Origin of the sequence: Pedococcus badiiscoriae (assembly GCF_013408925.1) — a bacterium.
GTDB classification, from domain to species: Bacteria; Actinomycetota; Actinomycetes; order Actinomycetales; family Dermatophilaceae; genus Pedococcus; species Pedococcus badiiscoriae.
In genome coordinates this window covers 296,242-308,072 of sequence record NZ_JACCAB010000001.1, presented here as the reverse complement: position 1 = coordinate 308,072, position 11,831 = coordinate 296,242, and the positions used below count along the sequence as shown (strand labels likewise).

At 70.3% G+C, this 11,831-nt stretch carries 12 protein-coding genes; 6 read left to right on the top strand and 6 right to left on the bottom strand.

The genetic code is table 11. The annotated features are described in order from the left end of the window. Positions 1 to 20: 20 nt before the first annotated feature. Both BJ986_RS01445 and BJ986_RS16520 read right to left on the bottom strand, forming a co-directional pair. Positions 21 to 1,013, bottom strand: a complete 993-nt coding sequence (locus tag BJ986_RS01445; RefSeq protein ID WP_179420383.1) for a DUF72 domain-containing protein — start codon at positions 1,011 to 1,013, stop codon at positions 21 to 23. A 3-nt stretch (positions 1,014 to 1,016) separates the two neighbouring features. Beyond that, positions 1,017 to 1,277 (bottom strand): DUF2795 domain-containing protein, encoded by a 261-nt coding sequence (locus BJ986_RS16520; protein ID WP_179420382.1) that lies wholly within the window; start codon positions 1,275 to 1,277, stop codon positions 1,017 to 1,019. Between the two features lie 286 nt (positions 1,278 to 1,563). On the opposite strand from BJ986_RS16520, the gene BJ986_RS01435 reads away from it, so the two are divergent. Beyond that, positions 1,564 to 2,367 carry a histidine phosphatase family protein gene (locus tag BJ986_RS01435; RefSeq protein ID WP_337794650.1) on the top strand — a complete coding sequence of 268 codons (804 nt, stop codon included), beginning with the start codon at positions 1,564 to 1,566 and terminating at the stop codon, positions 2,365 to 2,367. After that, positions 2,364 to 3,254: an NAD(P)H-hydrate dehydratase gene (locus BJ986_RS01430; protein WP_179420381.1), complete on the top strand. Its 891-nt coding sequence runs from the start codon at positions 2,364 to 2,366 to the stop codon at positions 3,252 to 3,254. The genes BJ986_RS01435 and BJ986_RS01430 overlap by 4 nt, the downstream gene beginning before the upstream one ends. A gap of 52 nt (positions 3,255 to 3,306) precedes the next feature. Here BJ986_RS01430 and BJ986_RS01425 read toward each other — a convergent pair whose 3' ends face one another. From BJ986_RS01425 to BJ986_RS01410, 4 genes are all read right to left on the bottom strand, one after another. Beyond that, a complete protein-coding gene (locus BJ986_RS01425) occupies positions 3,307 to 4,014 on the bottom strand; it encodes a GAF and ANTAR domain-containing protein (protein ID WP_179420380.1) in 708 nt (235 codons plus the stop codon). Positions 4,015 to 4,094: 80 nt separating this feature from the next. After that, entirely contained in the window at positions 4,095 to 4,736 is a 642-nt protein-coding gene (locus BJ986_RS01420; protein ID WP_179420379.1) for a DUF1989 domain-containing protein, read from the bottom strand. Continuing rightward, positions 4,733 to 5,470, bottom strand: a complete 738-nt coding sequence (gene gntA / locus BJ986_RS01415) for a guanitoxin biosynthesis heme-dependent pre-guanitoxin N-hydroxylase GntA (RefSeq protein ID WP_202881154.1) — start codon at positions 5,468 to 5,470, stop codon at positions 4,733 to 4,735. The genes BJ986_RS01420 and gntA overlap by 4 nt, the downstream gene beginning before the upstream one ends. A 2-nt stretch (positions 5,471 to 5,472) precedes the next feature. Then, complete coding sequence (locus tag BJ986_RS01410) at positions 5,473 to 5,970, bottom strand: hemerythrin domain-containing protein (protein ID WP_179420378.1); 498 nt, start codon at positions 5,968 to 5,970, stop codon at positions 5,473 to 5,475. Positions 5,971 to 6,249: 279 nt separating this feature from the next. Between BJ986_RS01410 and BJ986_RS01405 the strand changes: the two genes are divergently transcribed. The 4 genes from BJ986_RS01405 to plsY all read left to right on the top strand — a co-directional run bounded on the left by BJ986_RS01405 (position 6,250) and on the right by plsY (position 11,783). Next, complete coding sequence (locus tag BJ986_RS01405; RefSeq protein WP_179420377.1) at positions 6,250 to 7,116, top strand: sigma-70 family RNA polymerase sigma factor; 867 nt, start codon at positions 6,250 to 6,252, stop codon at positions 7,114 to 7,116. 215 nt (positions 7,117 to 7,331) lie between these two features. After that, positions 7,332 to 10,229 carry a leucine--tRNA ligase gene (gene leuS, locus BJ986_RS01400; RefSeq protein ID WP_179420376.1) on the top strand — a complete coding sequence of 966 codons (2,898 nt, stop codon included), beginning with the start codon at positions 7,332 to 7,334 and terminating at the stop codon, positions 10,227 to 10,229. A 58-nt stretch (positions 10,230 to 10,287) separates the two neighbouring features. Beyond that, positions 10,288 to 11,151, top strand: a complete 864-nt coding sequence (locus BJ986_RS01395; RefSeq protein WP_179420375.1) for a DegV family protein — start codon at positions 10,288 to 10,290, stop codon at positions 11,149 to 11,151. After that, positions 11,148 to 11,783, top strand: coding sequence for a glycerol-3-phosphate 1-O-acyltransferase PlsY (plsY, locus tag BJ986_RS01390; RefSeq protein ID WP_179420374.1), 636 nt, complete (start codon positions 11,148 to 11,150; stop codon positions 11,781 to 11,783). The genes BJ986_RS01395 and plsY overlap by 4 nt, the downstream gene beginning before the upstream one ends. The last annotated feature ends 48 nt before the right edge of the window (positions 11,784 to 11,831 follow it).

Here is an 11,831-nt window from a genome sequence, read left to right as displayed (position 1 = left end):
CGGTCTGTGCGGCCGCTGCTTCAGGAGGGATGCCCCGTCCTGACCTGCGCAAACGTCGAAACGTCCGATTTTCGATCGGCCCCCGGATCGTCGCCCAGCAGCGAGAGAAGGGTCCCGGCGTCATGCGGCGCGTGGCCCCGGGCATCGTTGTCGAAGTAGACATGGACGTCCCTGCCGTCCCGCTGCCACTCGCGGATGCGGGAGGCCCAGGCCTCCAGGGCAGCCTGGGAGTAGCCGCTGTGGTAGAGCTCGGTGTCACCGTGGAGGCGGACGTAGACGAGGTCACTCGTGACCACGTCGAACTGCGGCCAGGTGCCCGCACTGTCCGACACGACCATGGCGATCTCATTGCGCTCCAACACGGTGCGAACCTCGGGCGCGTGGAAGCTCTCGTGTCGCGGCTCGAGGGCGTGACGGATCGGAGCGCTGACCAGAGGCGTCGTCAGCGTGCGGCCCTCGGCCAGCTTCGCGTCGTGCTTCGTCGCCAGCTCACCAGCGGCCTCGGTGGTGCGCGGGAGCAGCTGGAAGAAGTCGGTGAGCAGCTCCTCGTCGAACGGCAGGCTGGCGGGCAGCTGCCAGAGGACGGGTCCGAGCTTGGGACCCAGGGCGAGCACCCCGGAGGCGAAGAAGTTGGCGAGGGGAGCCTCCACGTCGGCGAGCCGGCGCATGTGGGTGATGAACCGCCCACCCTTCACGGCGAACAGGAAGTCGTCGGGTGTCTGCTCCGCCCAGGACGCGTAGCTGCTCGGCCGCTGGAGCGAGTAGAAGGAGCCGTTGAGCTCGACGCCGGTGAGCTGGCTGGCCAGGTATGCCAGCTCGTCGCGCTGCCGCAGCCCGGCCGGGTAGAAGTCCCCGCGCCACGAGGGGTACCGCCACCCTGACGTGCCGATGCGGACCTCTCCCGAGCGGACCTCTCCCGAGCGGACCTCTCGCGGGCGGACCGACCCCGAGCCGCCCGGGCCGCGGGGGACGTCAGGCTTCCCCGTGGGTGAGTGGCCGGAGGTTCGCGTCATGGGTCAGGAGGGGTCCGTACTGGTCCTGGGCCCCGAGGGGCCGTCGGTCTGCCCCAGGTGCTCCAGGAGCTCCGCGAGGGACGAGAACTCGCGGGCCCGGGGCAGGGCCGCCAGGCGCCAGAGGAGGTGGCTGGGGGCGTGCCGGGTGCTCAGGATGGCGACCAGTCGGTCATGCGTCGCGGGAAAGCAGCCCGGTCCCAGGTGGTCAGCCAGCTGGTCCGCCCAGTCCGGGTCCTGGTCCGTTGGTCGGGTCGGGGTGGCCATGCGTCTCCTTGGGTCCCGTTGGCACCCGGCGTGCTCCATGGTGCTGTTCGGCCATTCCCCGCACGCACGACCTTTCAAACGGTCGCACCGACGGGGGTGACGCGCCACCCCTCCCGCGCTGTTGGAGACGGGCGACGCGCCCCAGGAAGCCCCCTACCCCCGGACCACGCCGGGAAACGGGCACGCGCACGTGACCTGGAGCGCATACCTCCGCCGTGCGGGCTCGTTTGCGCAGGGGACGACCGGGTAGCACGACAGGACATCCAGACAGTGAGGGCGGCCCACCGTGCACCACCACCAACGCGGTGACGTCCCCGAGGAGGGAAGTCACGTGCTCGACATCCAGCGACTCGGACCGGCCAGCCTGGTCCTGGTCCGTCATGGCGAAAGCATCGGCAACCTCGCGGACGCCAAGGCCAGGCAGGCCGGACAGTCCCGACTCGACCTGCACGAGCGCGACGCCGACGTCCCACTCTCCGACACGGGGCGTGAGCAGGCGCAGGCCCTCGGTCGGCACGTCGCGGACCTCCCGGCGACGGCCCGGCCCACTGCCGTCGTCAGCTCGCCCTACCGGCGCAGCGCCGACACGGCCCGACTGGCGCTCGACACGGCTGGGTCGACCGTCCCGGTGCTGCACGACGAACGGCTCCGCGAGCGCGAGCTGGGTGTGTTCGATGGACTGACCGGCACCGGGATCCGGGCGGAGTACGCCTCCGAGGCGCAGCGCCGCGAGCACCTCGGAAAGTTCTACTACCGGCCGCCGGGAGGCGAGAGCTGGTGCGACGTCGCGCTGCGGGTCCGGTCCTTCCTGCGTGACGTGGGCGCCGAACCTACGACGGACCGCCTGTGGGTCTTCACGCACCAAGCGGTGATCTCGTGCTTCCGCTACGTGCTCGAGGGGATGGACGAGGCGGCCGTCCTCGAGCTCGACCGCACCGTGGCCGTCCCCAACGCCTCCACGACCACCTACCGTCGTGGTCCTTCCGGGGTGCCCGAGCTGGTGCACTACGCGTCGTCCGGCGCCGTGGAGGCGGCCGGCGCCCCGTCGACGCACGAACCCGAGCACGCCGGCCGTGGGAGTACGTCATGAGCCTCGAGGTCCGCGACCTGGAGGTCGACCGGCTCAGGCAGTGGCCGCTGCCCGACCCGGCCGGGGGCAAGGAGGGGCGAGGACGGGTCGTGGTCGTGGGTGGCAGCCGTCGCACCCCTGGCGCCGTACTGCTGGCGGCGGAGGCTGCGATCAGGGCAGGGGCCGGGAAGCCTCAGGTCGCCACGGTGGAGAGCGTGGCCGTCGCCGTGAGCGTCGCGCTGCCCGAAGCCCTGGTGACGGACCTGGAGGAGACCGGTGAAGGCGAGATCGCGGCGAAGGCCGCCGGGCAGGTGCTCGACCTCGCCGACGGCTGTGACGCTCTGCTGCTGGGCCCTGGGCTGCTGTCGCCCGAGTCCGCCTGCGACCTGCTCGAGGCGCTGGTGCCACAGCTGGCGTGCCCGGTGGTGCTGGACGCGTTGGCGATGGCCTACCTGACCGAACACCCCGAAGGGGTCGCGCACCTGGCCGGCAAGGTCGTGCTGACGCCGAACGACTCCGAGCTCGCCCAGACCCTGGGGTACGACGAGGCCAGGGTCGCGGACCACACCGCCGACTGCTGCGCGGAGCTCGCGCGGCGATCCGGTGCCACGGTGGTGGCAGGTGGCGAGACGACCTACGTTGCCACCCACGGTTCGGACGTCGTGTGGCGCCACCCCGGGGTGCCGGGGCTGGGCGTGGCAGGGTCGGGTGACGTGAAGGCCGGCGTCATCGCCGGACTGCTCGCCCGGGGCGTCCCGGCCCAGGGCGCCGCAGCCTGGGGGGTCATGCTCCACCGGGCCGCGGGCAGCGCCGTCAGCGAACAGCAGGCGCCGTTGGGTTTCCTTGCCCGTGAGGTGCTTCCGTGGATCCCGAAGGTGATGGCGCAGCTGACCTCCGAGGCCGGCTGACCACCGCACCGGCGTGACGTCGGCGCTTCGTCGCCCTCGGGAGCTCGGGGGCTCAGGGCAACGTGGCCTGCTGGCTCTCGTTGATCTTGTCCGCGAGTGCCGCGAGCTTGGTGTTCGTGCGGCTGGAGGCGCCGCGCAGGATCTCGAAGGCTTCCTCGGCGGAGACCGAGTGGGCAGCCATCAGCAGGCCGATCGCCTTGCCGATCTCCCGGTTGCTCTCCAGTCCCTTCCGGAGGTTTTCCGCAGTGGCCTGGCGTTCGGAGGCGGCAAGGGCGACAGAGGTGAACGCGGCGAGCACGGCGCCGATGTCGACCGACTCCTGGGTGAGCGCTCCGGGCGTGTCCGAGAAGACGTTGAAGGCCGCCCGGCTCCCGAGACCCTCCAGGAGCTGGTAGCCCAGCATCCCGCGCACCGGCGTGCGGCTGACGGTCAGCTCGGCCAGGCGGGGCCACTTGGTGCCGTCGGTGATGTCGGCGTCGTGCTGGACGGAGTCCTCGAGGATGCTGTCGAGGCACGGACCTTCGTCGGCCTCCGACTCGAGCTTGTCCATGAGGGCGGCGACGTCGTCGGTGGCACCCTGGGTGTGCAGCTTCCTGCTGTCGTCGAGGGTCGAGATGCACGCGTGGTCCGCCCCCGGGATCACCTCCAGCGCGGTCTGGCAGATCGCCGAGAGGATCTCTTCCGTGCCGCCGCCCGCGTAGACGAGCTTGGCAAGGGAGGCGAACGCCTCGGTGGCCTCCCGGGGGATGGGTTTCTGCATGGCGTCAGTATCCCCCGTCAGGCCTCCGCCGGTCACGGCGTCCTCCACAAGGCGCACCTCGGGTGTGAGCTGGTCGCCGCTCACGCGCCCGGCACCCCCGTCCCGGTCGCGGCCGCGCCGGCGTCTCCTGCAGCCGTCACCGAGAACTCGATGGGCTTGCACACGCCGCCGTTGGACTTCTCGGCCGAGCAGGCCGTGAGCCCGACGTGCAGGTCCATCTCGGCCCGCACCACGAACCGGTCACCGGCCACCGACGTCGGCGGGTCGATGTGCAGCTCGCCACCCGGCTCGGGCCACACGTTCATGAAGATGTTGAGGGTCGTGCCGATCTGGTCGGGCTTCACCCCGAAGGGTTCCAGACCGGTCGAGAGGTTCTCCAGGCAGCTGGGGTGGTAGGCGCCGTCGAACTCCGGGTAGAGCAGGTCGAAGGTGTCCTGGCTGCACGGGGTCAGGAGGAAGTCGTGGCGGCCGCAGGTGTCCTCGACCACTGTCAGCATCGGGCGGCTGCGGTTGCTGTAGAGAAGGTGGCCGGTCGTGAGGAAGATCGTGTTGGCATAGTCGATCGTGCGTCCGCTGGACAGCTTCTCGTCGTGGTCGTCGGCCGCGAAGCAGAAGAGGTCGCTGACCTGCCCGCCCTGCGGGTCGATGACGGTCAGCACGTCGCCCGCCCGGAGCAGGAACCCGGTACCGGTCTGGGGTGCCAGGGTGGTGGTCTCGCTCATGCTGACGTCTCCTCGTCCTCGAAGCTGGCCGGCGCCTCCCAGTCTTCCGGCACGGAACGTCCCGAGTACTGCCGGGCCTCGGAGCTGCGTCCGTGGTCGGCGACCATGGGGTTCAGCGACCCCTGCAGCTCGGTGTCGCGCCGCCTGATCGTGTCGCGCATGCGGCTGAACCGGTCCGACGCGCGCAGCTCCTCGAACTGCTCGTGGAGGTTGAAGACCAACGTGGGCAGCGGAGTCCGTCGTGCGATGCGGGACGACTGCGGGTGCAGCCCGACGACGAAGAACGCGGTGCCGCCCACGCTGAAGGCGAAGTGCGGGTTGTCGGGGTCGTCGGACACCCGCGGGTCCCAGGGCTGGCTGTCGGCCTCGTAGAGGAGCTCCAGCTGCCGCCACAGCAGGGTCTCGAAACCGGCCTCGTCCGCGATCTCGGCGGCTCGGAAGACGGCGACGAGGGAGGCGAAGCCGGCGCTGCGGTCGGTCTCGGCGCCGAAGTCCGTCAACGCCTGGAGGAGCGTCTCCGTGGCTTCCTCGGTCGCCATCCGCTCCAGGACGACCAGGGTGGCACGGTCTCGGTTGAAGACCGAGCGAGCCCCCAGGCACGGGTAGTCGGGGTGGAGCACCATCGACTCGACGGCAGCGGCGATCTCGTCGGGCGGAGTGTCTGCGTCGTGCGCCCGGGCCAGGTGCTCGAGGAGCTCCGGCAGGTCGGGACCCTCATGGGCGGGTTGGCCCACTCTCAGGACACCACCGCGTCGACGGCCTTCTTGAGGGCGCTGGGCTGGGCCGGCGAGCGCGGTGCCCTGCGCTTGGCCTCCAGGAGTCGCGCGCCCAGGTCCTGGAGCTGGTTGCGACCGAGCCCCTCCCGCACCTTCGGGAACCAGTCCTGCTCCTCCTCCTCCATGTGATGCCGGACGCTCTCGATGAGGACCGTGGTCTTGGCCTCGAAGCGCTCGTCACCGGGCTTCAGGGTGGAGAGCTCCATCACGAGGACGTCGGCGACGTGGTGCTCCTCGTAGGACTCGAGCACGTCGTCCTCGAGCTCGGGGAGCAGGCGACGTACCTCGGGGTACATCACCTCGTTCTCGATGTAGGTGTGGACGGTCAGCAGCTCGATGACCTTCGAGACGATCGCGCCCTTGCGGGCCTTCGTCGTGGTGGACTTCTCGAACTCGCGGAAGAGCGCGCGGACCTCTTTGTGGTCGTCCTTGAGGATGACGATGGCGTCGGTGGACATGGGTTCTCCTGGCGTTAGGGGGGCGGTGAAGGGGTGGAGCGGGATGTGAAGGGGGCAGTGAAAGGGGTCCGGGCGCAGAGTCGTTCGCGTCCCGGAGCTGTGCCCTACCCCGAGTTGCGGCAGGGCAAACGTGGTGGCGAAACAGGCTCCGACGAGCGGCCCCGGTCGAGGGTCCTCCAGGTCCTCGGGTCGCCATTGTCGGCCCGACGTGGTTGTGTTGAGGGGTAAACCACGTGGTCCAACAGCGGTGCCACCGTCCTCTCCAGAGACGGGACCACCATGTCCACGACCACCCGGGCGACAGCCCGAACAACCACGGCGGCGACAGCCCGAACGGCCGCTCTCGACGCGGTGCCCACCCCGCCGACGAGCCAGCCCACGACCCAGCCCACGACTCCGCACGACCGCGCGGACGCCCTGCTGCTGCTCGCGCTGAGCGCCGCTGACGAGCGCGACGCCGAGTCCCTGCGCGACGAGGCCGTGCTGCTCACCCTCGACCTGCCCGAGCAGGTGGCCCGGCGCTACGCGGGCCGCGGGATCGAGCACGACGACCTCGTCCAGGTCGGTCGGCTCGGGCTGGTGAAGGCCGCAGCCGGCTACCGGGCCGGGATCGGCAGCTGCTTCGCCGCCTATGCCATGCCGACGATCTCTGGAGAGGTCAAGCGACACTTCCGCGACTGCGGCTGGTCCGTGCGTCCGCCCCGCAGGCTCCAGGAGGTGCGCGCCCTGCTCGGTGCCGAGGAGGAGCAGCTCGCCCAGCAGCTGCATCGCACCCCGACGCGTCACGAGGTCGCGGAGCGGCTCGGGATCGACCCGAGCGAGGTCACCTCGGCGAAGCTGTGCGGTTCGGCCTACTCGGCCGTGTCCCTGGACGAGCCCGACGACCGCGGCGCCGCGCGGGTCGAGGTGTTCGCGCAGGAGAGCGCCGACATCGACCGGATGCTCAGCCTCAGCGCGTTGCAGACCGCACTCGGGGTCCTCACCGACCGAGAGCTGCTCATCCTCCGGTTGCGCTTCGTCGAGGAGCGCACCCAGTCGGAGATCGGACGGGTGCTCGGAGTGAGCCAGATGCAGGTCTCCCGGCTGCTCACCTCCATCCTCGCGACGTTGCGCGAGGGGCTGGCGGACCCGGCCTACGCCGCCTGACCCTCCGGCGGTCGCCCGAGCCCTGCGGTAGCCTGTGCCCATGGCACGGTCGCTGCTTCTTCCCGAGCCGCGTTGACGATCCGGACCACCAGGTCCACGTCACCGCGGCCAACCCCTCCTGCGTGAGGGGTTGTTCTGTGTAACGGCCCGGTTCGCACTGGCTCGGGTGCGCAGGACGAAGGGGAGCGGGCACGACCAACAGACGTGAGGATGAGATGAGCGAGACGCCGTACCGCTACACCGCCGAGCTGGCCCAGACGATCGAGCTGGACTGGCAGGACCGCTGGCAGCAGGAGGGCACCTTCCACGCGCCCAACCCTGCGGGGCCCTGGGCCGAGCCCGACAAGGTTGCCGGTCGCGAGAAGCTGCTCGTCCTCGACATGTTCCCCTACCCCAGCGGTGCGGGCCTGCACGTCGGTCACCCGTTGGGCTACATCGCGACCGACGTCTTCGCGCGGTACCACCGGATGACCGGCAAGAACGTCCTGCACTGCCTGGGCTACGACGCCTTCGGCCTGCCCGCGGAGCAGTTCGCCGTGCAGACCGGCCAGCACCCGCGCAAGACGACCGAGGAGAACATGGTCGTGATGAAGCGCCAGCTGCGCAGGCTGGGGCTCGGTCACGACGACCGTCGGACCATCGCGACGATCGACCCCGGCTACTACAAGTGGACGCAGTGGATCTTCACCCAGATCTACAACGCCTGGTACGACCCGCAGGCCGTCCGTCCGGACGGTGGGCAGGGCCGCGCCCGGCCGATCTCGGAGCTCGTCGCCCAGTTCGAGTCCGGCGACCGCCCTACCCCGGACGGTCGGGAGTGGGCTGCGCTGTTGCCTGCCGAGCGCTCCGACATCCTCGACGAGTTCCGGCTGAGCTACACGTCCGAGGCGCCGGTGAACTGGGCTCCCGGGCTCGGCACCGTGCTGTCCAACGAGGAGGTCACCAACGACGGCCGCTCCGAGCGCGGCAACTTCCCCGTCTTCAAGACCAACCTGCGCCAGTGGATGATGCGGATCACCGCGTATGCCGACCGGCTGGCTGACGACCTCGACCGCGTCGACTGGCCGGACAAGGTCAAGGCCATGCAGCGCAACTGGATCGGGCGCAGCCAAGGGGCCCGGGTCGCCTTCCCGGTGGTCGGTCACGACGCGAGGATCGAGGTCTTCACCACCCGTCCCGACACGCTCTTCGGTGCGACCTTCATGGTGCTGGCACCGGAGCACCCGCTGGTGGAGGCGATCGTGTCCCGGGGCGACTGGCCCGCCGGCACCAAGCCGGCCTGGACGGGCGGCGAGTCGTCCCCGGCAGCCGCCGTCGCGGCATACCGGTTGGCGGCGTCGCGCAAGAGCGACGTGGAGCGCCAGACCGAGGGCAAGGACAAGACCGGCGTGTTCACCGGCGCCTTCGCCACGAATCCCGTGAACGGACAACGGATCCCGGTGTTCATCGCCGACTACGTGCTGATGGGCTACGGCACCGGGGCCATCATGGCCGTGCCGGGCCAGGACCAGCGCGACTGGGACTTCGCGAAGCAGTACGGCCTGCCGATCATCCGCACGGTGCAACCGTCGCAAGGCCACCCGGAGGACGAGCCGTTCACCGGTGAGGGACCCGCGATCAACTCGTCCAACGACGAGGTGTCCTTGGACGGGATGGCGGTCCCGGAGGCCAAGGCGACCATCATCGAGTGGTTGGCGAAGAAGGGGTTCGGCGAGCCCACGGTGAGCTACAAGCTGCGCGACTGGCTGTTCAGCCGGCAGCGCTACTGGGGCGAGCCGTTCCCGATCGTCTTCGACGAGGACGGTGTCAGCCACGCGGTGCCGGACTCGATGCTGCCGGTCGAGCTGCCCGACGTCCCGGACTACTCGCCCAAGACGTTCGAGCCCGAGGACGCGAGCAGCCAGCCCGAACCGCCGCTGGGCCGGGTCGAGGACTGGGTCAACGTCGAGCTCGACCTGGGGGACGGCCGGGGCGTCCGCAAGTACCGGCGCGAGACCAACACGATGCCCAACTGGGCCGGGTCCTGTTGGTACTACCTGCGCTACCTCGATCCGGCGAACGACGAGGCCTTCGTCGACCCCGAGAACGAGGCCTACTGGATGGGCCCCCGCCCGACTCCCGTCCTGGGCGCACCGGACGGCGCCGTCGACCCCGGTGGTGTGGACCTCTACATCGGTGGGGTGGAGCACGCCGTGCTGCACCTGCTGTATGCGCGCTTCTGGCACAAGGTGCTCTACGACCTGGGCCACGTCACCAGTGACGAGCCGTTCCGCAAGTACTTCTCGCAGGGGTACATCCAGGCGCCCGCCTACCGCGACGACCGCGGTCAGCCCGTCGAGGCCTCGGAGGTCGAGGAGGTGGTCGACCCGGCCACCGGCGAGCAGTCGTTCACGTGGCACGGCCAGCCCGTCACCCGTGAGTTCGGCAAGATCGGCAAGTCGCTCAAGAACGTCGTCAGCCCGGACGAGATGTTCGAGCAGTACGGCGCCGACACGCTTCGGGTGTACGAGATGTCGATGGGTCCCCTCGAGCTCAGCAAGCCGTGGGAGACCCGTGCGGTCGTGGGGGCGCAGCGGTTCCTGCAGCGCTTGTGGCGCAACGTCGTCGACGAGGAGACCGGAGACGTGAGGGTGGCCGACGCGCCGCTGGACGACGCGACGGCCAGGACGCTGCACCGCACGATCGACGCCGTCTCCACGGACTTCGCGACCCTGGGCTTCAACACGGCCATCGCACGGTTGATCGAGCTGAACAACGCGCTGACCAAGCTCGACGCCGTGCCGCGCGAGGCGGCCGAGAAGCTGGTCGTCATGGTGGCGCCACTGGCTCCGCACATCGCGGAGGAGCTGTGGCAGCGGCTGGGTCACGACGAGTCGATCACCTTCGAGGCATTCCCGGTGGCCGACCCGGCTCTGCTGGTCGAGGACACGGTCACGTGCGTCGTGCAGATCAAGGGCAAGGTCCGCGACCGGCTGGAGGTTCCCGCCGACATCACCGAGGACGCCCTGCGCGAGCAGGTCCTGGCGCTGCCCAAGGTCGTCGCGGCGACCGAGGGCGGCATCCGCACGGTCATCGTCCGGGCCCCCAAGCTCGTCAACATCGTCCCCCTGTGAGGATCGTCGCCTCGTGAGGCTGGGCTGCACCGATGACCGCCACCGGTAGCCTGCGCTCGTGAGCATCGCGATCGTCACCGACTCCACGGCATACCTGCCGGCCGCGGAGCTCGATGCGCACGCGATCCAGGTGGTGCCGCTGCACGTCATCGTGGGCGGCACCGAGTTCAGCGAGGGTGTGGACATCACGACCGCGGAGGTTGCGGCGGCGCTGCGTGCGTTCAAGCCGGTGTCCACGTCGCGACCCTCACCGCAGTCGTTCCTCGACGCGTACGAGAAGGCAGCCGCAAGCGGCGCCGACGGCATCGTCTCCGTGCACATCTCGGCCGACATGTCCTCGACGATCGAGTCGGCGCACCTTGCGGCACAACGCTCCCCGGTCCCCGTGACGGTCGTCGACTCACGGTCGCTCGGCATGGCCATGGGGTTTGCCGTGCTGTCCGCCGCAGAGCTGGCCGAACAGGGTGGGTCGCTGGAAGACGTTGCGGCTCAAGCGAGTTCGCGAGCCGAGGCCTCCACGGTGGTGTTCTACGTCGACACGCTGGAGCACCTGCGACGCGGTGGCCGGATCGGCTCGGCCTCCGCGTTCCTGGGCTCGGCCCTGGCGATCAAGCCCATCCTGGGCCTCGTCGACGGGCAGATCAGGCCGCTGGAGAAGGTGCGCACCTCGTCCCGCGCGCTGGCCCGGCTCGAGGAGCTCGCCATGTCGGCGGTCGACAAGGCAGGGTCGGCGGTCGACATCGCGGTGCACCACCTGGACTCGCAGTCCCGCGCCGACTCCCTGGCAGCCCGACTGGCCGATCGCCTCGACGGGCTGCCGGACGGGGGTGCCGTGCGCGTCGTCGAGCTGGGCGCTGTCGTCGGAGCCCACGTCGGTCCGGGGACCATCGCCGTCGCGGTCTGTCCGCGACCGAACCCATGACCGCAGTCGCGGGGCTGTCGGCGTCAGGGCTCGTCGAAGCCGCCCTCGCTTCGGCCGTGGCCTTCGTCATCGGTGCGGTCAACCCGGCGACGATCCTGGCGACGATCTTTGGGAAGGACCTGCGGCACTCCGGTTCGGGCAACCCCGGCGCCACCAACGCCGGCCGGGTGCTCGGGGCGCGGTGGGGAGTCGTGGTCGGAGTCTTCGACGTGCTGAAGGGTCTGGTCCCCGTGCTCGTCGCCCAGCATTTCCTCGGCACGGTCACCGCCCTGTGCGTCGGGCTGGCCGTGGTGCTCGGCCACATCTGGTCGCCATTCCTGCGCGGGCAGGGCGGCAAGGGCGTGGCGACGTCGCTCGGAGCGATCCTGGCGGTCCAGCCGTGGTTCGGGCTGGGGATGCTCGTGGTCTTCGGCCTGCTGCTGTGGCGGACGCGCTGGGTCGCCGGGGCCTCGGTGTCCGCGTGCCTCGTGCTGCTGGTGCTGGGGGTGCTGACGTGGTTCCGGTGGGTGCCGGTGGGCACCCGCGAGACGGGGGTCTGGTGCGTGCTCCTCGCGCTGCTCGTCATCTACCGGCACCGGCGCAACATCGAGCTGTGGATCTCGGCGCGACGGGATGCCTCGTCCACAGGCTGAGGTGGCGTGGCTCGCCGTCCACAGGGCCGCCCCAGCGAGGTGCCCCGT

What these genes read in the sequence shown, in the direction of transcription:
- BJ986_RS01445 (WP_179420383.1), bottom strand. Translation starts at nt 1,013, where the DNA reads ATGACGCGAACCTCCGGCCACTCACCCACGGGGAAGCCTGACGTCCCC.
- BJ986_RS16520 (WP_179420382.1), bottom strand. Translation starts at nt 1,277, where the DNA reads ATGGCCACCCCGACCCGACCAACGGACCAGGACCCGGACTGGGCGGAC.
- BJ986_RS01430 (WP_179420381.1), top strand. Translation starts at nt 2,364, where the DNA reads ATGAGCCTCGAGGTCCGCGACCTGGAGGTCGACCGGCTCAGGCAGTGG.
- BJ986_RS01425 (WP_179420380.1), bottom strand. Translation starts at nt 4,014, where the DNA reads ATGCAGAAACCCATCCCCCGGGAGGCCACCGAGGCGTTCGCCTCCCTT.
- BJ986_RS01420 (WP_179420379.1), bottom strand. Translation starts at nt 4,736, where the DNA reads ATGAGCGAGACCACCACCCTGGCACCCCAGACCGGTACCGGGTTCCTG.
- BJ986_RS01410 (WP_179420378.1), bottom strand. Translation starts at nt 5,970, where the DNA reads ATGTCCACCGACGCCATCGTCATCCTCAAGGACGACCACAAAGAGGTC.
- BJ986_RS01405 (WP_179420377.1), top strand. Translation starts at nt 6,250, where the DNA reads ATGTCCACGACCACCCGGGCGACAGCCCGAACAACCACGGCGGCGACA.
- leuS (WP_179420376.1), top strand. Translation starts at nt 7,332, where the DNA reads ATGAGCGAGACGCCGTACCGCTACACCGCCGAGCTGGCCCAGACGATC.
- plsY (WP_179420374.1), top strand. Translation starts at nt 11,148, where the DNA reads ATGACCGCAGTCGCGGGGCTGTCGGCGTCAGGGCTCGTCGAAGCCGCC.